Origin of the sequence: Limnohabitans sp. YIMB22184, from assembly GCF_048020265.1 — a bacterium.
Taxonomy (GTDB): domain Bacteria; phylum Pseudomonadota; class Gammaproteobacteria; order Burkholderiales; family Burkholderiaceae_C; genus Limnohabitans_A.
In genome coordinates, this window is the sequence record NZ_CP171843.1 from 1 (window position 1) to 19,343 (window position 19,343).

Sequence of the window (19,343 nt, forward strand, 5' to 3'; positions counted from 1 at the left end):
ATGTCCGAGGGACTTACCCCAGAATTTCAGACAGATGCCGGTCAGGCTTTGTGGCAAGCGTGCGTGGATGAGCTGTCCCGCGAGCTGCCCGAGCAGCAGTTCAACACCTGGATCAAACCCTTGACCGCGCAGATCTCAGAAGACCAGCAGCGCCTCACCCTGTTTGTCGCTAACCGCTTCAAACTCGACTGGATCCGGGCGCAATACGCCGGTCGTCTGGCCGCCTTGCTGGAAAATCTCCAAGGCCATCCGGTTCAACTGGAGTTAGTGATTACTCCGCGTGATGGCGGCGTCAAGCCTATTCGTCAGTCCACGCCATCGTCGATGGAAAACGGCCCCGAGCCGATCGAGTTGCCCGAAGAACCTGCGGCCAACACCTTCCGCAGTCGCCTTAACACCGCGCTGACTTTTGACAACTTGGTCGAAGGCACCGCCAACCGCATGGCGCGGGCTGCGGCCATGCATGTGTCGGGCTCGCCGGGGCACTTGTACAACCCCTTGTTCATCTATGGCGGCGTCGGTCTGGGCAAGACCCACCTCATGCACGCCATCGGCAACAAACTGCTGGCCGACCGCCCGGAATCCAAGGTTCTCTACATCCATGCCGAACAATTTGTGTCGGATGTGGTTAAGGCTTACCAGCGCAAGACTTTTGATGAGTTCAAGCAGCATTACCACTCGCTCGATCTGCTGCTGATTGACGATGTCCAGTTCTTTGCCAACAAAGACCGCACGCAAGAAGAATTCTTCAACGCCTTCGAGGCTTTGCTGGCCAAAAAGTCACACATCGTGATGACCAGCGACACCTACCCTAAGGGTCTGGCCGATATCCATGAGCGCTTGGTCTCGCGTTTTGACTCGGGCTTGACGGTGGCCATGGAGCCGCCCGAGCTGGAGATGCGGGTGGCGATTCTGATTAACAAGGCCATCAGCGAAGGCAGCGAAATGCCCGAGGAAGTGGCGTTTTTCGTGGCCAAAAACGTGCGTTCCAACGTGCGCGAGCTCGAAGGCGCGCTGCGCAAAATCCTGGCCTATTCGCGCTTTAACCAGAAAGAAATTTCCATCCAGCTGGCCCGCGACGCCTTGCGCGACCTGCTGTCGATCCAGAACCGCCAGATTAGCGTCGAGAACATCCAGAAAACGGTGGCCGACTACTACAAAATCAAGGTCGCCGACATGTACAGCAAGAAGCGCCCGGCCAGCATTGCCCGGCCGCGGCAGATTGCCATGTACCTGGCCAAGGAAATGACCCAAAAGAGCCTGCCCGAGATCGGCGAGCTGTTTGGCGGGCGTGACCACACCACCGTGCTGCACGCTGTGCGAAAAATCAACGCCGAGCGCCAGCAAATGACCGAGTTGAACCAGCAGTTGCACGTGCTGGAACAGACGCTCAAGGGCTGATGAACCCCCGGCAAAAGAATGTCCAAACAGGCGTTTTGGGCAAAAAATCGGCCGAAAAACGGCGAAAATGTATCCTGTTCGCATCCACCAGCCCATCTTGGGCTGACGCCTGAAAAGAACCACCAAAGGTAGACAAATGATCGTCCTGAAGGCCACCCAAGACAAATTGCTGTCGGTCCTGCAATCCGTGTCCGGCATTGTCGAGCGCCGCCACACCCTGCCCGTGCTGGCCAACGTGCTGATCCGTAAAACCGGCCACGCCGTTCAGCTGACCACCAGCGACCTCGAAATCCAGATCCGTACCACCGCCGAGATGGACGGTGACCCAGGCGACTTCACCACCACCGTGGGCGCACGCAAACTGATCGACATCCTGCGCACCATGCCTGCTGACCAGACCGTCAGCCTCGAATCGTCGCAAGCCAAGCTGATCTTGAAGGGCGGCAAGTCCAAGTTCACCTTGCAGACCTTGCCCGCAGAAGACTTCCCGCTGGTGCAAGAAGCCGCCAGCTTCGGCCCCGTGTTCAGCGTTCCGCAAAAAACCCTCAAGCAATTGCTCGGTCAGGTCTCGTTTGCCATGGCCGTGCACGACATCCGTTATTACCTCAACGGCATTTTGTTTGTGGCCGAAGGCAACCGACTGAGCCTGGTTGCCACCGACGGTCACCGCCTGGCCTTTACTGCCGCCACGCTCGACGTGGAAGTGCCCACCAAACAAGAAGTCATCCTGCCGCGCAAAACCGTGCTGGAGCTGCAGCGCTTGCTGTCGGACGCCGACGGCGCGATCGAGATGCAGTTCGCCAACAACCAAGCCAAGTTCAGCTTTGGCGGCATGGAGTTTGTGACCAAGCTGGTCGAGGGTAAGTTCCCCGACTACAACCGTGTCATCCCCAAAGGCCACAGCAACAACCTGACCCTGGGCCGTCAAGCGCTGCTGTCTTGCTTGCAGCGCACCGCCATCCTGACCAGCGACAAGTTCAAAGGCGTGCGTCTGAACCTGGAGCCCGGCAGCTTGCGTGTGGCTTCCACCAACGCAGAACAAGAAGAGGCCGTGGACGAACTCGACATCGACTACGGTGGCGACAGCATCGAAATCGGCTTCAACGTCACCTACATCATCGACGTGCTCAGCAACATGGGCCAAGACATGGTCCGCATCGATCTGGCCGACGCCAACAGCTCGGCGCTGATCACGATCCCCGAGAACGACAACTTCAAATATGTGGTGATGCCAATGCGCATTTAAGGCGAAAGCCCACAAGGCCCACCTTATCGAAACCCGCGACCCCTCGCGGGTTTCGGCCATTCAAGCGACAGAGAAAATTGAACATGACCGACGAAATCAACCCCAGCGAAGAAGCTTTCACCACTGCGCAACCCAAGATCGACGCCAACCAAGCGGGCGCATCCGAAGGCTACGGCGAAGGCTCCATCCAGATCCTGGAAGGCCTGGAAGCGGTGCGCAAGCGCCCCGGCATGTACATCGGTGATACCTCTGACGGCACCGGTTTGCACCACCTGGTTTTTGAAGTCGTGGACAACTCGATCGACGAAGCGCTGGCGGGCCACTGCGACGACATCGTCGTCACCATCCACAGTGACAACTCCATCAGCGTGACCGACAACGGCCGCGGCATCCCCACGGGCGTGAAGATGGACGACAAGCACGAGCCTAAGCGCAGTGCGTCTGAGATTGCTTTGACCGAACTGCACGCGGGCGGCAAGTTCAACCAGAACAGCTACAAGGTCTCGGGCGGTTTGCACGGCGTGGGCGTGTCGTGCGTGAACGCTTTGAGCAAGTGGCTGCGCCTGACGGTGCGCCGCGAAGGCAAAGTCCATCAGATCGACTTTGCCAAAGGCTTTGTGCAAAACCGTTTGATCGAAATCGTGGACGGCGTCGAAGTCTCGCCCATGCGCGTCACGGGTGCCACCGACAAGCGCGGCACCGAAGTGCACTTCTTGCCCGACGTGGAAATCTTCACGCAAAACACCGATTTCCATTACGAAATTCTGGCCAAGCGTTTGCGTGAACTGTCCTTCCTCAACAACGGCGTGCGCATTCGCCTGAAAGACGAACGCAGCGGTAAAGAAGACGACTTCTCGGGCGCAGGTGGCGTCAAAGGCTTTGTGGACTTCATCAACGCCAACAAAAAAGTGTTGCACCCTAACGCCTTCCACGCCAATGGCGAGCGCCCAGCCGACAGCTACGGCGGCATCCCCGGCACCAGCATCGGTGTCGAAGTGGCCATGCAGTGGAACGACGGCTACAACGAGAACGTGCTGTGCTTCACCAACAACATCCCGCAGCGTGACGGTGGCACCCACCTCACGGGCCTGCGTGCCGCGATGACCCGCGTGATTGCCAAGTACATCGAGAAAAACGAGATCGCCAAAAAGCAAAAAGTCGAAGTCAGCGGCGACGACATGCGCGAAGGCCTGTGCTGTGTGCTGAGCGTGAAAGTGCCCGAGCCCAAGTTCTCCAGCCAGACCAAAGACAAGCTGGTCTCCAGCGAAGTGCGTGCCCCGGTGGAAGACATCGTGGCCAAAGCCCTGACCGACTTTTTGGAAGAGCGCCCCAACGACGCCAAGATCATCTGCGGCAAGATCGTGGAAGCTGCCCGCGCCCGCGAAGCCGCCCGCAAAGCCCGTGAAATGACACGCCGCAAAGGCGTGCTCGACGGCATGGGCCTGCCCGGTAAACTGGCCGACTGCCAGGAAAAAGACCCAGCCCTTTGCGAAATCTACATCGTCGAGGGAGATTCGGCCGGAGGCTCGGCCAAGCAAGGCCGCGACCGTAAATTCCAGGCCATCTTGCCCCTGCGCGGCAAGATCCTGAACGTCGAAAAAGCCCGCTACGAAAAGCTGCTCACCAGCAACGAAATTGTCACGCTCATCACGGCGCTTGGCACCGGCATTGGCAAGGCCAGCGCCGAATCCGGCAAGAGCGGCACCGACGACTTCAACGTCGACAAACTGCGCTACCACCGCATCATCATCATGACCGACGCCGATGTGGACGGCGCGCACATCCGCACCCTGCTGCTGACCTTCTTCTACCGCCAGATGCCCGACCTGGTGGAGCGTGGTCACATCTACATTGCCCAGCCGCCACTCTACAAAGTCAAGGCAGGCAAAGAAGAGCTGTACCTCAAAGACGGCCCTGCGCTCGACGGCTTCTTGCTGCGCATCGCGCTCAAAGACGCCAGCATCTCCACGGGCGGCGCTGCGCCGCAAGTGCTGACTGGCGAAACGCTGGAAGCACTGGCCCGCAAACACCAAGTGGCCGAGTCGGTCATTGCACGCCTGTCCAACTTCATGGACGCCGAAGCCCTGCGTGCCATGGCCGACGGCGTGTCGCTGAACCTGGACACCATGGAGCAAGCCGCTGCATGCGCCCCCGCACTGCAAGCCAAGCTGCGCGAACTCAACACCACGGGCATCCCGGCCGAAGTGACCGCCGAGTTCGACGTGCGCACCGACAAGCCGATCCTGCGCATCAGCCGCCGTCACCACGGCAACATCAAGAGCAGCATCATCACGCAAGACTTTGTGCACGGCGCTGACTACGGCGCTCTGGCCGAAGCGGCCGAGACTTTCCGCGGCCTGCTGAGCGAAGGTGCCAAAGCCACACGCGGTGAAGGCGAGCGCCAGAAAGAAGAAAAAGTCAGCGACTTCCGCCAGGCCATGCATTGGCTCATCAGCGAAGCCGAGCGCACCACCAGCCGTCAGCGCTACAAAGGCTTGGGCGAGATGAACCCCGCCCAACTGTGGGAAACCACCATGGACCCCACCGTGCGCCGCCTGCTGCGCGTGCAGATCGACGACGCCATCGAAGCCGACCGCGTGTTCACCATGCTCATGGGCGACGAGGTTGAGCCACGTCGTAACTTCATCGAGAGCAACGCGTTGCGGGCGGGGAACATCGATATTTGATTTTGGTAGTGTAGAGCGAGGCATAACCTGAGAAATGGCAGCCATAAGTTGAGAAACTGACGGCGATTACCGGCGCCGGCTCATATGTCCCTCTCGGAGATTCGTCCCCGATCAAACAGGCCACCCGTAAAGGTGTGGCCTGTTTTTTTATGGCGACAGACATCAACTGCCAAGTAATGGCTTCGGGGTTATGAAAATGGCTCGGTACCTGCCAAAATGTTGATAAAAAAGAGGATTGTTCCTCTGGGCCATCCTTAAATCCATCATCGATGGGTAGTATTGGCTTTAGGAATCTGACTGCCAGCTGTGTGATGGCGTCGATATGTTGAACCGTAAATTGAGACAGCAACCGGTGACCGAATTAACAAAATCAAAAGTCCGCCAGCTCTATCAGTTCCTCAAGCAAGCGAACCAGCTGCGCTACACCCCTATTCGGCATATCGAGAGTCAGGAAAAGTTCATCCGCTTTGCGGAGATGCCTTCACACCCCACTCTGCAAATCCAGCGCCCGATCAGAGTAGATGAAGAGACACAAGAAACTCCGGAATTTCTTGTCAGAGTACGGCGCCCACTACAAACGCTATGTCCGACGCCGCCTCAACCCTTGCAGAAGTGGCTACTTTCTGGCTGGGATGATCCAACCAAGTCTGTTTCGACAGCTCAAAGTCTCAATGTAGTTACAGAGGTGCTCTTTACGGACGACCCGCAACGAGTGCAGGACCTCCGTGATTTCAGTGAGTCAAGACGACTAGGCGATAACTCGCCAGTTAATCCGCCGACTTCAATTGCGGCTTGGCTCAAGGATGGATGGGAAGAAGAAGGCAGTGCTCCCGAGGTTTATGAGCGCCGAGAGATTACTGAAACCATCAGGTTTTCTGATGATCCAGAACGAGTCGCAAGCTACCAAGGCTGGCTCGAGCAACGCTCAGGTTGGGTGGAGCCAGAACTCGCCGCCCGCAGAGCCATGGCTTTCTACGAGAGGATCTACGACCTCTATGTGACGCTGGAAAAGGATGGTGAAAATCTCGAGCTCGTCGTTGGTGATGGCAGATTGCAATGGAGAGCGGTATCGGAGGGCGCAACCCGAGAGCCAGTCCCTGTCGAAATTGATCACCCGATATTGCTCAAGAGGGTTGAACTTCGCTTTTCTCCCGAAGTACCCGAATTCGTAATTGCAGAAACTGATCGCGAGCCAGAGCTCTACAGCAGCATTTTTGTCGACTTGCACGACATCATGGCCGCTGCAATTCGAAATCGTAGCAATGAGCTCGATCAAGCCGGATATCACCCACTCGGATGGGATGACACAACAGGATTTTTGCGCGCCTTTGTGCAGACGATCTCACCGACCAAGGGGGAGTACCTTGAATCACCGCCAGAAACTGGACTAGGTAATTCCCCACGCTTGTATCGCGACCCCATGCTCATCCTGCGAAAGAGAAGCATAGGAATTGCAAACGCCGTCAATGCCATCATTGAAGACATAGAGGCCACTGAGACTTTTCCCTCGGCCTTAGAGCAAATTACAGGCACAGGGACTGTGAATCGCCCCGGGTTTCGTGGAGGCCAGTTGGTTTAAGTTGAGACCTCGGTCTCGTGCTTCCCGGCTAGCTGCCGGTAGTAGTTCACCTCAGCTTCAGCCGGTGGAATATACCCAATCGAGCTCAGCAGTCGGTGGTGGTTGAACCAAGCCACCCATTCCAGGGTTGCCAGTTCCAGTGCCTCCTTGGTTTTCCAGGGTGCACGGCGGTGTATCAATTCGGCCTTGTACAGCCCATTGATCGTCTCGGCCAGCGCGTTGTCGTAGCTGTCGCCACGGCTGCCCACCGATGGCTCTATCCCAGCTTGGGCCAGGCGTTCGGTGTAGAGAATGGAAACATATTGAGACCCCCTGTCCGAGTGATGTATCAATGCATCTGAGCGTTCAGGTTGTCTGTCGAACAAGGCTTGCTCCAGGGCATCCAACACAAAGTCAGTACGCATCGAACTGCTCACCCGCCAGCCCACGATGCGCCGTGCAAACACGTCGATCACAAAGGCCACGTATTGCCAGCCCTGCCAGGTGCTGACATAGGTGAAGTCCGACACCCACAGTTGGTTTGGACGCTCTGCTTTGAACTGGCGATTGACCCGGTCCAGCGGGCATGGCGCGGCTTTGTCCGAGACGGTGGTTTGCACGACCTTGCCCCGGCGAACGCCGTGCAATCCCATGCGCTTCATGAGCCGCTCGACCGTGCAGCGCGCCACCTTGGTTCCTTCACGATTCATCTGGTGCCAGACCTTGTCTGCGCCGTAGACCTGCATATTGGCCTGCCAGACGGCTTGGATTTGCGGGATCAGGGCTTCATCGCGTTTGGTCCGGGCGCAAAGCAGCTCGGGCTTGCGTTGGCGGGCAGCATGGCACCTGTAGCCAGAAGGGGCGATTTGCAGCACGTTGCAAATCGGCTCGACCCCGTAGGCGTGACGGTTTTGATCAACAAAGTCCCTTAAGACTTGAGTCGGCGGTCGAGCTCCGCCTGGGCAAAAAAAGCGCTCGCCAGTTTGAGGATTTCGTTGGCTTTGCGCAGTTCCTTGACTTCGCGTTCGAGGTCTTTGATGCGGGCGCGCTCATCAGAGCTGACGCCATCGCGCATGCCTTCGTCAACCTCGTGCTGGCGAACCCAGTCGTTGAGGGTTTGCGGCACACACCCGATCTTGGGGGCAATGGACTCAATGGTGGCCCAAAGGGATGGGTACTCGCCACGGTGCTCGAGCACCATGCGGACAGCGCGTTCGCGCACTTCGGGTGAAAAACGGTTCGATTTCTTGCTCATGGCTCCATCTTCTCAAAGTGTGGAGCCTCCTCAAAACCCGGGGCGATTCATCACATGGTTTGGCGGAATGTCGAACAGCACTATCGGCGTAGAGGTAAGTGGGCCCGAGACCCCCGATAAGCAGCGATTGATGAAAGCACTGGACACGGCAGGAGTCAGATACCAACCTGTCGGTTTCAGTGATGATCCAGAGTGCAACCAGCATGGAGTGGCTATTTGGATCGGGGCGCGCTTCTAGGCTCACGCCATCTGTATGCATGGGAGAGCAGCAGTTCCAGAGGAATTGCACAAGCAGTCGGCTGTTGCGCGCCAGTAGGAATTTCTCATCTTATGAGTGCTGTCGTCTCAGCTTATGCATGTCAAAGCACGCTAAGCGGTTGATTTATAAAGGACCTTTATCTCAACTTATGCCTACGCCTACAGGTAGTAGACAAACCCATAAGCCGTAAAACTCGAACCCACAACCCGTAAAACTTGTGGGTTTCTTCTTTTCATGGCCGCGATAAATGGATGCGCAATCAGGAGCAGATGGGCTTGTGAACGTACTTGCCAGAGCTGCTTGGCTATCACGCAAACCATAGTGGAGCGTGATCCCTTGGGAATCAAGTATCCGAGGCACTCATCCAAGCGGTAAAAACCGAGGTGAAACGGTTGCTGCAGCCCACGCCATCACGCCGCGTAAGCCCACCCCAAAGCTCTGAAAGCCTTGCGAGTCCCAATGCGCACTGCTGTCAATGCAGTCGTGCTGGTGGCCGTGCACCGTCATGCGCACGCCCATGCGGCGGGCCAGTGTGTCCAGCGCTTTGAAGCCGTGCTCGTGGTAGCCGGGCGCTTCGTGGGTGATGAGGATGTTGGCTTGCAGCGTGGCCAGTTGTTCCACCTCGTCGGGGTAGATGGTGGACCAGTGCTTGAGGTGTACGCTGCCTTCCCAGCGGTCTTCGCGCGGGGTGACGCGGGCGTGCGCTTCGCGGTTGCGAAACTTGGGTGCTTGTGCGTCTTTGGGGTACCACACCGCACCGCGAAACACACCGCCCAGCCCGGCGATGCGCGTGCCGCAGGGCAGCGTGACCACACGGCCGTGCAGGTTGCGCTCGCTCACATCGTCGTGCCAGACGTTGCCAAAGTTGTCCGCGTGGTCGGTGTCGTGGTTGCCGTGGATGAACCAGACGCGCTCCCAAATGGCTTCCAGCTCAATGTGCAGCGGCCGGGCCGGCTCCAGGTCGCCCAGCAAGATCACGGCGCGGGCGTGGGTTTGCAGGGCGGCATCGATGATGTGCTGCCACTGGCCGTGCGGGTCGCCGCAGAAGAGGATGGGGCCGGGGTGCATGGCCGAAGTCCGTGCCTTGTGGTTCAGGTGGGGTTGAGCAATTCGAGCATGCCTTGCAAGCCAATGGCTTGTGCGCCTTGTCGCAGGCTGAAACGCTCGTTACCCGGGTAGACCACGTAGCGCTGGGTGATGCCCAGATCGTCACACGCTTGTTTGAACCCTCGCTCGGGGGATGGCGCACTGGATCGTTTGACCTCGATCGCGATGTCGGGTTGCCCGCCGCGTTCAAACAGCAGGTCAATTTCTGCACCATCGTGGGTGCGATAAAAGTAGGGTTTGAGCGATGGGCCTGCTTGCGTGATCAGTGTTTCCAACACAAAGCCCTCGTAGCTGGCTCCTGCAACGGGGTGACCCAGCACGTCGTTTTCGTTTTTCAGGCCCAGCAAAGCATGTACCAAGCCGCTGTCACGCACAAACACTTTGGGCGTCTTGACCAAGCGCTTGCCCACATTGGCAAACCAGGGTTGAAGTCGGCGCACCAAGTGAAGGTCGGTGAGCAGGTCGATGTAGCGGCCTACGGTCGGTGCACTGACACCAAGGCTGGCTGCCAATTGCGCTTGATTGATTTGGCTGCCTTGTTGGTGCGCCAGCATGGTCCACAGGCGGCCCAGTGTTTCGGCGGGCATCCGGGGGGCAAACATGGGCACGTCACGTTCTAAATAAGAGCGAATGAAGTCTTGCCGCCACGACATGCTGTGTGCATCGTCTTGCGCCAGCAAACTGTCTGGAAAGCCGCCCCGGTTCCACAAAACAGATTCAGTCAGGCCTGCGGGGATGGCTTCGCTCAAGTTGATGGCATGCATGTCCAGATAGGCCACTCGACCGGCCAGGGTTTCGGAAGATTGCTGCATCAGTTCCATAGCGGCCGAGCCTAAGAGCAAAAAATGGCCGTAACGCTGACCAGCTGCACGCCTTTCGTCAATGAGCCCGCGAAGGACGGCAAAAAGTTCTGGCACGCGGTGGATTTCATCGATGACGACGAGTTTGGGGGCTTGTGCCCTCAAATATGTTTCGGGGTCTTCCAAGCGGCGGCGGTCTGAGGGAAGTTCTAGATCCAGGTAAACCGCGCCCTGGGGCCAATCGGCCGCAAGTTGACGCGCAAGCGTGGTTTTTCCCACCTGACGAGGCCCGAGCAATACCGCGGCGGGCACGCCGGAGCTGAGCCTTTGGTGGAGAATAGAAGCGATTTGTCGATTAATCATTCCCGTAAATCATACATCAAGTGTTTGATTTTCGGGGTAAATTTATTTTGGCGATGGCGTGAGACACGCTAGCATTGACCCAAACACCTGTATTTCTACCCATGACCCCCATCGCCATCATCGACTTCGAAACCACGGGCATCTCTCCCAATATGGGCGACCGCGCCACCGAGGTGGCCATCGTCATGCTCGAAGGCGGGCAGGTGGTGGACCGTTACCAAAGCCTGATGAACGCCGGGGTGCGGGTGAACAGTTTCATCACCCAGCTCACGGGCATCACCAACGAGATGGTGCAGGCCGCACCTCCGGCCGAGCAGGTGATGCGCGAGGCGGCCCGCTTTGTGGGCGGGCGGCCCATGGTGGCGCACAACGCGGCCTTTGACAAAAAGTTCTGGCAGGCCGAACTGGCGCGTTGCGGGCAAGACGGTTCGCACGCCTTTGCCTGCACTTTGCTGCTGTCGCGACGCCTGTACCCGCAAGCGCCCAACCACAAGCTGGGCACGCTGGCGGCGATGCACCATTTGCCATCGTCAGGCCGGGCCCACCGGGCCCTGGCCGATGCCGAGATGGCCGCGCATTTGCTGGCGCAGATGCAGCACGACCTGAAAACCCGCTACGGCTGTACCCAGGCCGACCACGCCTTGCTCATGGGCCTGCAACGCACCAGCCGCCACATGGTTGGGCACTATTTGAAGCAGCGGGCGCAGGGGTCAATAAAAGCGCATTTCAAGTCTAATTAAAAGTCGCATTTAAAGTCGCAAAATTTCCTGCATGATTTGGTAAATATCTATACATGACATAGACTTGCGCCATATGTCAAAGTCGCAAAAATTTCAGCTGTATGACCATCCGGCCCAGATGGAGCCCTTGCTGCCCGCTGAGCACCGCATGGGACCCCTTCTGGAGCGTTCGCATGACCTGATCCGCAAGGCAGACCGTTTGTCGGGCTGGTGCCCGAGCGGGGCGCTGCCGGGGCTGCGCTCATCGTTGCGGGCCATGAACTCGTATTACTCCAACAAGATCGAGGGGCAGCACACCTTGCCGCTGGAGATCGAGCAAGCTCTGCGCAACGATTACGCCCAGGACGCCGACAAGGCCCGCCGCCAACGCATGGCACTGGCCCACATGGCGACCGAGTCGCAATTGGAGGCGCGGTGGCCTGCGTGGGACAGTGCCCAAGTCTGGTCGGTGCAGACCGTGTGCGACATCCACCAGGATTTGTTCGCCCGCTTGCCCGAAGCCGATCGCCAGCTTGAATCACCCTCTGGCCCGCAAACCTTGCAGCCCGGTGCACTGCGTGAACGCGAGGTGAGTGTGGGGCGGCATGCCGCGCCCGCTGCGGCGGCTTTGCCAGCTTTTTTAGCCCGTTGGTCTTCTGTGTATTCGGGCTTGCGCCGAGGCGAGCTGCAACTGGTGGCCATGGCGGCGGCGCACCAGCGGCTGGCCTGGATTCACCCTTTTGCAGACGGCAACGGGCGTGTGGTGCGGCTGCACAGCCATTTGGTGTTGGGCCATATGGGCTTGACCAACGGTTTGTGGTCGCCTTTGCGGGGATTTGCTCGTACGCACGAAGCTTATTACGCCAACTTGTCAGCAGCCGATGAACCCCGGGCGGGAGATCTGGATGGCCGGGGCAATCTGACCGAGTCGGGTTTGATTCGCTGGATCGATTACGTGTTGGGCGTGTGCATCGACCAAGTTGACTTCATGTCCGGCTTGCTGTCGCTTGATGGCATGAAGGACCGCATGGCGGCGTGTTTGGCCTACGAAGAAAACGTGGTCAAGCAAGGCGTGCGCGCCGAAGCTTTGCGGGCGCTGCATTACCTGTTTGCGTCGCAGGCCGAGCTGGACCGGGCCGACTTCAAAGCCATGCTGGGTTTGGGCGAACGCTTGGCCACGGCGCAGGTGTCGGCATTGCTCAAAAGGGGTTTGCTGGAAAGCGATTCGCCTCACGGCAAGCTGCGCCTGGGCGTGCCGCAGCACGCGTTGCGCTTTTACTTTCCTAGTTTGTGGCCGGAGGCCGAGGCGCAGGGCTGAAAGCGCCCACCTTCACCCCAAACCCAGCGGCAGCGCCGTTTTGTAGCGCACCTGTTTGAGCGCAAAACTGGAGCGGATTTTTTCCACGCCCGGAATCGGTGAGAGCTGTTCCAGGATGAAGCGCTCCAGCGCCGCCATGTCGCGCACGGCCACGCGCAGCAGGTAGTCGCTGTCGCCGGTCATCAAATAGCACTCCATCACTTCGTCGTGACGGGCGATGTGCGCTTCAAAGTCGGCCAGGGTTTCCTTGCTTTGGGTCTTGAGGCTGATGGAGATGAACACCGTCAGGCCCAGCCCCAGCGCCGCCGCGCTGGCCAGCGCCACATAGCGCTGGATCACACCGCCCGACTCCAGCGCCTTGACGCGTGCCAGGCACGGCGAAGGTGACAGGCCAATGCGTTTGGCCAGCGCCACATTGGACAGCGAGCCGTCGCGCTGCAGTTCGTCCAGTATCTTCAAATCCACATTGTCCAGAACCATGTGCTGAATCTTTCATATTTTCAGCATATTGTGCTTCAAATCGGCTTTTTTGTAATCCAAATACGCAGCACATGCGCCGCGCTGCCCGGTACAGTCCCATGCATGAACGCACCTTTTGAACCCCTCTTGCACGCGCTGACACAGGCCCACGACATTGACCCCGAAGAAACCGCCGAGTGGCGCGAGGCCTTGCTGGCCCTCATCGGCACCCAAGGCCCTGAGCGTGCCCGGCAAATTCTGGACGAGCTGGTCATTGTGGCGCGCCAGCAGCGCACGGGCTGGCAGCCCGATCTGAACACGCCCTACATGAACACCATCGCGGTGGAAGACCAACCCGACTTCCCCGGCGACTTGGCCACCGAAGAGCGGCTGGTGGCCATCATGCGCTGGAACGCGCTGGCCATGGTGGTGCGCGCCAACCAGGCCTATGGCGAGCTGGGCGGGCACATCGCCAGTTACGCCAGCGTGGCCGATTTGTTCGAGACCGGGTTTCACCATTTCTTCCACGCCCGCACCGAGCAGCACAAGGGCGACCTGGTGTTCTTCCAGCCGCACAGCGCACCCGGCGTGTATGCCCGCGCTTTTCTGGAAGGGCGCCTCACCGAGGCGGACCTGATGCACTACCGCCAGGAGATCACCGCACCGGACAGCGGCGCACGCGGTTTGTCGAGCTACCCGCACCCCTGGCTGATGCCCGATTTTTGGCAGTTCCCCACGGGCTCCATGGGCTTGGGGCCGATCAGCTCGATCTACCACGCGCGCTTCATGCGCTATCTGACGCACCGCCAGCTGCAGGACTGCAGCGGCCGCAAGGTGTGGGGCGTGTTTGGCGACGGCGAGATGGACGAGCCCGAGAGCATGAGCGCCCTGACCTTGGCCGCACGCGAAAAACTCGACAACCTGGTGTGGGTGGTCAACTGCAATTTGCAGCGCCTGGACGGCCCGGTGCGTGGCAACGGCCGCATCATCGACGAGCTGGAAAAGCTGTTTGCGGGTGCGGGCTGGAACGTGATCAAGCTGGTTTGGGGCAGCGACTGGGACGGCTTGCTGGCGCGTGACACCTCGGGCGCTTTGCTGCGCGCTTTTGCCAACACGGTAGACGGCCAGATGCAGACCTTTGCCGCCAAGGACGGGCGCTTCAACCGCGAGAACTTCTTTGGCCAGAACGAAGAACTGGCGCGGCTGGCGCAGGGCATGACCGACGAGCAGATCGACCGGCTCAAGCGCGGTGGCCACGACATCGTGAAGATCCACGCGGCGTATGCGGCGGCCGCCGCGCACCGCGGCCAGCCCACCGTGATCCTGGCGCACACCAAAAAAGGCTTTGGCATGGGCAGCGCGGGCCAAGGCAAGATGACCACGCACAGCCAAAAGAAGTTCGACGAGCAAGACCTGATCGACTACCGCAACCGCTTTGATCTGCCGCTGAGCGACGAGCAGGCCAAGGGCCTGGCGTTTTACAAGCCCGCCGACGACAGCGCTGAGATGCGCTACCTGCGCGAGCACCGCGCCCGCTTGGGCGGCAGCTTGCCCCGGCGCGAGACGGTGTGTGACCGCTTGCCTGTGCCCGCACTCGCCAGCTACGGACAGTTTGCGCTGCAGGCCGACGGCAAGGACATGAGCACCACCATGGCCTTTGTGCGCATGCTGGGCAACCTGCTCAAAGACCCGCAGCTCGGCCCGCGCATCGTGCCCATCGTGGCCGACGAGGCGCGCACCTTCGGCATGGCCAACCTGTTCAAACAGGTGGGCATTTACAGCAGCGTGGGCCAGCGCTACGCGCCCGAAGACATCGGCTCGGTGTTGAGCTACCGCGAAGCCACCGACGGCCAGATTCTGGAAGAAGGCATCAGCGAAGCCGGTGCCATTGCCAGCTGGACGGCCGCGGCCACCAGCTACAGCGTGCATGGCCTGGCCATGTTGCCCTTCTACATTTATTACTCGATGTTCGGCTTCCAGCGCGTGGGCGACGCCATCTGGGCCGCAGCCGACCAGCGGGCGCGGGGCTTTTTGCTGGGTGCGACATCGGGCCGCACCACCTTGGGCGGCGAGGGCCTCCAACACCAGGACGGCAGCAGCCACCTGGTGGCGGCTACCATCCCCAACTGCAAGGCCTACGACCCTGCCTTCGCGGGTGAGCTGGCGGTGATTCTGGACGCGGGCATGCGCGAGATGGTCGAGCAGCAAGCCGACGTGTTTTATTACGTGACCCTGATGAACGAGAACTACGCCCAGCCCAATTTGCCCGAGGGGGCAGAGCGCTGCGTGTTGCGTGGGGGCTACCACTTTGGCGCTTATGGTCCCACTGATGGACCCTCGAATGGTCCCAGCGATGCCTCGGCGAAGGGCCAGCGCGTGACGCTGCTGGGCTCGGGGGCCATCCTCACCGAGGTCATCCGCGCCGCCGAGCAACTGGCCGCGCAGGGCGTGGGGGTGGACGTGTACAGCATCACCAGCTGGAGTGAGCTGGCCCGCGACGGCATGGCGAATGAGGCCAGTGGCGATGCGCCTTATCTCAGCCGCTTGCTGGCACCCAGTGCCGGCCCCATCGTGGCCGCCAGCGACTATGTGCGGGCCGTGCCTGAGAGCGTGCGCGCCTACCTGCCCGAAGGCCGCCGCTACCGCACCCTCGGCACCGACGGCTTTGGCCGCAGCGACACCCGCGCCGCACTGCGCCGCTTCTTTGCGGTGGACGCGGGCAGCATCGCGCAGGCGGCGTTGCAGGCGTTGGCTCGTCAGCCCTGAATCACGGCCAGATAAGCCTGGCGGGTTTCTGGGCTGACCGCAGCGAGCGCTTGCTCGTAGCGGGTCTGGTGCTGGGTCACCATGCGGGCTGAGGCGATGGTTTTAGAGCGGCAAAACCAGTGGCAGCTGTGCTGCATCAGAAACATCTCGCCCATCATGCGAAATGACCGCTCTTTGGGGGCCAGGCCGTGCAGGTTGCGCACGGTGCGCTCAATGCCTTGGGCGTGCACTTCCAGCATGCGGCGCATGTCAAACGTGGCTTTGGGTGAGAGCTGGTCGATGTAGGGCAGCGCCACTTTGAAAGCCCGGGTCACGGGCGCTGGCAGTTTGGCAAATTCGCGGGCCAGATTTTGGAACTCCTCGGTGAGTTGCTCCTCGGCCAGAGCTTGCAATTGCAAAATCTGTTGCTGACGTTCGGCGTCGGTTTCGCCCAGTGCCCGCATATAGGCGCCGGTGAGCTGTTCCATGTGCTTTTCGATTTGGTAGGGCCGCAATTGCTCGGCCAGCAAGGCGGTGCGTTGGCGCTGGCCTTGGGTGTTGAGCCAGTGGATGGCCGTGGCCAGGACGAACAACAGACTGAGAAATTCCATACAAAGCAGGGAGAGCGGCCAAATCGGCGTTGCGCCAAGTGTAGTGAGTTGGGTGGGCCCGGCAGGCAAAGGCCTTGTGCTGTGTATGACACAGGCGGTGTCCGGGCTTCAGTGGGCTTGCGCACACACGCCGCCAATTGGAGGGCGGACTCTAAAGTGCGGGTTTTCCCTTGCCTTGGACGCTGGGGGCTGTTCAAATTGCTACATTGCAACAAAAACCCTCCAAGGAACACACCATGAACTTCAACACCGAACAATTCACCGCCGCCCAACAAGCCAACCTGAACGTGGCTGCTGGCCTGTCGCAAACCGCTTTCGCCGGTTTCGAGCGCCTGGTCGAGCTGAACATGGCCGCTGGCAAAGCCGCTGTGGGCGAGTCTTTCGCCAATATGCAAGCCCTGATGGCTGCCAAGTCGCCTCAAGACCTGATGGCCGTGCAAGCCGCTTTGGTGCAGCCCGCCTTCGAAAAGTCGGTGTCTTATGGCCGTCACCTGGCTGACATCGCCAACAGCACGGGCGCCGAGTTCACCAAAGCTGTCGAAAGCAAAATGGCCGAATCCGAAACAGCCATCAAAAGCCTGGTCGAAAACAGCCTGAAGAATGCGCCTGCCGGCTCCGACGCCGCTGTGGCCGTGTTCAAGACTGCTTTCGAAGCCAGCCAAACCGCTGCCGAGACCCTGAAAAAAGTGGCCAAGCAAGCCGCTGACACCGCCGAGTCCAACCTGAAGGCCGCCACAGCCCAAGCCGAAGCTTCGGTCAAGGCCGCCATGAGCAAGGCCAAAACCAAGGCCTGAGCCTGGACCGCATGAGCTGGCCGCCACGGCCGGCTTTCTACAATCAGGGTGCCTCAAGGCACCCTTTTTGTTTTGGACCTCACCCATGTCATCCCTCTTTACGCAAGCCTGCGCCCCCGTTTTGCAGATCGAAGGCGGCGTGGCCACCATCACTTTGAACCGCCCAGTCCAGCGCAACCGCCTGGAAAACGGCGACCTCAAGGCTTTGCTGGCGCACTTTGATGCCATTGATCGCAATCCCGCCGTGCGTGTGCTGGTGTTGACCTCCAACACGGCGGGTCAGCCCAAACCGGTGTTTTGTGCCGGGTATGACATTGGCGGTTTTGACGAACCGGGTCACGGCGCCACCTTCTTTGAAGAGATTCCTGACACGCTGGCGCGGCTGCGGCCAGTCACCATTTGCGCCCTCAACGGCAGCGTTTACGGCGGTGCGACCGATCTGGTGCTGGCGTGTGACCTGCGCATCGGCCTGCAGGGCATCGAGTGGCGTATGCCCGCTACGGCGCTGGGCCTGCATTACTACCCCAGCGGTTTGCAGCGTTATGTCAGCCGTTTCGGGGTGGCGGGGGCCAAACGGGCTTTTTTGACAGCGCGGCCTTTCACAGCCGAGCAGCTCGATGCGATGGGCTTGTTCGAAGCGCTGGTGGATTCGACAGCGTGGGACGCTGTGCTGGCGCAATTGGTGGGTGATGTCCTGAAGTTGGCGCCCATGGCCGTGCAGGAAACCAAAAAGTCCCTGAACGAAATCGCCGCCGGGCAGATGGACGAGCACCGCCTGCGCGAGCGCGAGCACATGACCAGCCGCAGCGCGGACTTTGCCGAAGGACGGGCGGCCTTTGCCGAACGGCGCCCAGCCGTGTTCACTGGCCAGTGAGCCAGGCTCAAGAATCGCCGTCTGGGGTCGATTCCTTTCAGCCATGCAATCCCATTCCATCCGCGCACTCACCCTGAACACGGGCCGTCTGATCTCCCGCTGTTGCTGGGGGCTGGCGCTGGCTTTTTCGGCACAGGCCGGGCAATACCAGCTGTTGGCGGAGCAGGCCAACACGGTGGTGGTGGCTGCACGTGTGCAAAACGCCGAACAGGTTTGTAACCTCGAAATCTCGGTCCAAGGCCAGGCGACGCTGGAGCGGGAGGTGCGTGCACCCTACTTCGAGACCCGCATCGACATCACGCCGCAGGATGTCGAGTCGGTCGTGGTCAGCTGGCGCGGCAAGTTCAAACGCGGCAACGCCGAGGCCGTGAATGCCTGCCCCACCCAGGGCAGCACCCGCTTTGTGGTGGTGTCAGACCATGCGGCGCTGCAAGCCGCCTGGCGCAATGCTTTCGCGGCCATGGGCCCTGCCAAGGCGCAATGCGTGCGCACCGCTTTGCAGCTGGACCGGGTGCGTTACGAGTGGTTTGACACGACGGCCAAGGAGAGCAGCCCCGAGGACTGGAAGATCCAGCGGGCCTTGACCCGTTGTGATGAGTTCGTGGCCCAGAAAAAAGCCTGGGGCGATCAAAACCCCCAAGGCTTTGCCTGCACCTTGCCCGGCGGCTTGAAGACACGCTGTGAGGGCTATTTCACGGTCACTGAAAAAGGCAAGGCCGTGCCGATTTCTGCTGAGGCCGCGATCCGGCGACAGCTGGATGAGCAGCCTTGGGGCACAGGCGTGCGGGAAACCGCTGCGGCCAAAGCGGCCCGCCAAAAGCAGGAACAAGCCCGGCAGGCCCGATTGCAGGCCGAAGAAGAGGCGAAAGCCAAAGCACAAGAAGAGGCGCGTTTGCGCGAGGAGCAGTTGGCGCAAGAGGCCCTCGCCGCCCAGGCCCGCGAGCGCAAGGAAAAGGCCGAGGCCGAACGCGCTAGGCGTCTGCAGGAAATCGAGCGCCTGGAACAAGAGCGCCTGGAAAAACGCAGCTGGTTGCTCAAGCAGCTGGAAAAGCTCAAACGTGACCCCGATGCCGAGGGCAAGCCAGAAGCCAAGTCCGACGCCAAGCCGGATGCCAAGGCAGAAGAAGCCAAGCCTAAATAAGCTTCG

The 19,343-nt window shown here is 60.0% G+C and carries 15 protein-coding genes and 1 other annotated feature; of the genes, 10 read left to right on the forward strand and 5 right to left on the reverse strand.

Translation table 11 applies throughout. From position 1 onward, the window contains the following. The 4 genes from dnaA (at position 1) to ACHEXL_RS00020 (ending at position 6,913) form a co-directional block, all read left to right on the forward strand. Positions 1 to 1,401, forward strand: coding sequence for a chromosomal replication initiator protein DnaA (gene dnaA / locus ACHEXL_RS00005; RefSeq protein WP_416560042.1), 1,401 nt, complete (start codon positions 1 to 3; stop codon positions 1,399 to 1,401). Between the two features lie 136 nt (positions 1,402 to 1,537). After that, complete coding sequence (gene dnaN, locus ACHEXL_RS00010) at positions 1,538 to 2,647, forward strand: DNA polymerase III subunit beta (protein ID WP_416560043.1); 1,110 nt, start codon at positions 1,538 to 1,540, stop codon at positions 2,645 to 2,647. An 83-nt stretch (positions 2,648 to 2,730) separates the two neighbouring features. Further along, entirely contained in the window at positions 2,731 to 5,334 is a 2,604-nt protein-coding gene (gene gyrB, locus ACHEXL_RS00015; RefSeq protein ID WP_416560044.1) for a DNA topoisomerase (ATP-hydrolyzing) subunit B, read from the forward strand. A 322-nt stretch (positions 5,335 to 5,656) separates the two neighbouring features. Next, positions 5,657 to 6,913 (forward strand): hypothetical protein, encoded by a 1,257-nt coding sequence (locus tag ACHEXL_RS00020; protein WP_416560045.1) that lies wholly within the window; start codon positions 5,657 to 5,659, stop codon positions 6,911 to 6,913. On the opposite strand, the gene ACHEXL_RS00025 is transcribed toward ACHEXL_RS00020, so the two are convergent. From ACHEXL_RS00025 to ACHEXL_RS00035, 3 genes are all read right to left on the reverse strand, one after another. Continuing rightward, positions 6,910 to 8,147 (reverse strand): IS3 family transposase gene (locus ACHEXL_RS00025; RefSeq protein WP_416558777.1). Its coding sequence is split into 2 segments (ribosomal slippage): positions 6,910 to 7,856 and positions 7,856 to 8,147, totalling 1,239 coding nucleotides; the frame shifts between segments, so codons are not numbered across the junction. The two genes, ACHEXL_RS00020 and ACHEXL_RS00025, sit on opposite strands and share 4 nt — an antisense overlap. Next, positions 7,750 to 7,866, reverse strand: a sequence feature (AL1L pseudoknot). Its footprint overlaps the gene before it by 117 nt. 619 nt (positions 8,148 to 8,766) lie before the next feature. After that, positions 8,767 to 9,474, reverse strand: a complete 708-nt coding sequence (locus ACHEXL_RS00030) for a metallophosphoesterase family protein (RefSeq protein WP_416560046.1) — start codon at positions 9,472 to 9,474, stop codon at positions 8,767 to 8,769. 23 nt (positions 9,475 to 9,497) lie between these two features. Next, on the reverse strand, positions 9,498 to 10,676 hold the full coding sequence (locus ACHEXL_RS00035; RefSeq protein WP_416560047.1) for an ATP-binding protein: 1,179 nt from the start codon (positions 10,674 to 10,676) through the stop codon (positions 9,498 to 9,500). A gap of 101 nt (positions 10,677 to 10,777) precedes the next feature. Between ACHEXL_RS00035 and ACHEXL_RS00040 the strand changes: the two genes are divergently transcribed. Then, the gene (locus tag ACHEXL_RS00040; RefSeq protein WP_416560048.1) at positions 10,778 to 11,416 is read left to right on the forward strand and encodes a 3'-5' exonuclease; all 639 of its coding nucleotides are present in this window, start codon (positions 10,778 to 10,780) and stop codon (positions 11,414 to 11,416) included. Between the two features lie 73 nt (positions 11,417 to 11,489). Further along, entirely contained in the window at positions 11,490 to 12,713 is a 1,224-nt protein-coding gene (locus ACHEXL_RS00045; RefSeq protein WP_416560049.1) for a Fic family protein, read from the forward strand. Positions 12,714 to 12,725: 12 nt separating this feature from the next. On the opposite strand, the gene ACHEXL_RS00050 is transcribed toward ACHEXL_RS00045, so the two are convergent. Next, entirely contained in the window at positions 12,726 to 13,193 is a 468-nt protein-coding gene (locus ACHEXL_RS00050) for an Lrp/AsnC family transcriptional regulator (protein ID WP_108330006.1), read from the reverse strand. A gap of 102 nt (positions 13,194 to 13,295) precedes the next feature. On the opposite strand from ACHEXL_RS00050, the gene mdeB reads away from it, so the two are divergent. Beyond that, on the forward strand, positions 13,296 to 15,938 hold the full coding sequence (gene mdeB, locus ACHEXL_RS00055; RefSeq protein WP_416560050.1) for an alpha-ketoglutarate dehydrogenase: 2,643 nt from the start codon (positions 13,296 to 13,298) through the stop codon (positions 15,936 to 15,938). Here the strand turns inward: mdeB and ACHEXL_RS00060 are convergent. Then, entirely contained in the window at positions 15,929 to 16,528 is a 600-nt protein-coding gene (locus ACHEXL_RS00060) for a hypothetical protein (protein ID WP_416560051.1), read from the reverse strand. The genes mdeB and ACHEXL_RS00060 overlap by 10 nt on opposite strands. Before the next feature lie 236 nt (positions 16,529 to 16,764). Between ACHEXL_RS00060 and phaP the strand changes: the two genes are divergently transcribed. The 3 genes from phaP (at position 16,765) to ACHEXL_RS00075 (ending at position 19,337) form a co-directional block, all read left to right on the forward strand. Continuing rightward, a complete protein-coding gene (gene phaP, locus ACHEXL_RS00065) occupies positions 16,765 to 17,322 on the forward strand; it encodes a TIGR01841 family phasin (protein WP_416560052.1) in 558 nt (185 codons plus the stop codon). Between the two features lie 85 nt (positions 17,323 to 17,407). Continuing rightward, a complete protein-coding gene (locus ACHEXL_RS00070; RefSeq protein WP_416560053.1) occupies positions 17,408 to 18,196 on the forward strand; it encodes an enoyl-CoA hydratase/isomerase family protein in 789 nt (262 codons plus the stop codon). 43 nt (positions 18,197 to 18,239) lie between these two features. After that, complete coding sequence (locus ACHEXL_RS00075) at positions 18,240 to 19,337, forward strand: hypothetical protein (RefSeq protein ID WP_416560054.1); 1,098 nt, start codon at positions 18,240 to 18,242, stop codon at positions 19,335 to 19,337. Positions 19,338 to 19,343: the final 6 nt, after the last annotated feature.

Coding starts and splice junctions, on each gene's coding strand:
- dnaA (WP_416560042.1), top strand. CDS start 1: ATGTCCGAGGGACTTACCCCAGAATTTCAGACAGATGCCGGTCAGGCT.
- dnaN (WP_416560043.1), top strand. CDS start 1,538: ATGATCGTCCTGAAGGCCACCCAAGACAAATTGCTGTCGGTCCTGCAA.
- gyrB (WP_416560044.1), top strand. CDS start 2,731: ATGACCGACGAAATCAACCCCAGCGAAGAAGCTTTCACCACTGCGCAA.
- ACHEXL_RS00020 (WP_416560045.1), top strand. CDS start 5,657: ATGTTGAACCGTAAATTGAGACAGCAACCGGTGACCGAATTAACAAAA.
- ACHEXL_RS00030 (WP_416560046.1), bottom strand. CDS start 9,474: ATGCACCCCGGCCCCATCCTCTTCTGCGGCGACCCGCACGGCCAGTGG.
- ACHEXL_RS00035 (WP_416560047.1), bottom strand. CDS start 10,676: ATGATTAATCGACAAATCGCTTCTATTCTCCACCAAAGGCTCAGCTCC.
- ACHEXL_RS00040 (WP_416560048.1), top strand. CDS start 10,778: ATGACCCCCATCGCCATCATCGACTTCGAAACCACGGGCATCTCTCCC.
- ACHEXL_RS00045 (WP_416560049.1), top strand. CDS start 11,490: ATGTCAAAGTCGCAAAAATTTCAGCTGTATGACCATCCGGCCCAGATG.
- ACHEXL_RS00050 (WP_108330006.1), bottom strand. CDS start 13,193: ATGGTTCTGGACAATGTGGATTTGAAGATACTGGACGAACTGCAGCGC.
- mdeB (WP_416560050.1), top strand. CDS start 13,296: ATGAACGCACCTTTTGAACCCCTCTTGCACGCGCTGACACAGGCCCAC.
- ACHEXL_RS00060 (WP_416560051.1), bottom strand. CDS start 16,528: ATGGAATTTCTCAGTCTGTTGTTCGTCCTGGCCACGGCCATCCACTGG.
- phaP (WP_416560052.1), top strand. CDS start 16,765: ATGAACTTCAACACCGAACAATTCACCGCCGCCCAACAAGCCAACCTG.
- ACHEXL_RS00070 (WP_416560053.1), top strand. CDS start 17,408: ATGTCATCCCTCTTTACGCAAGCCTGCGCCCCCGTTTTGCAGATCGAA.
- ACHEXL_RS00075 (WP_416560054.1), top strand. CDS start 18,240: ATGCAATCCCATTCCATCCGCGCACTCACCCTGAACACGGGCCGTCTG.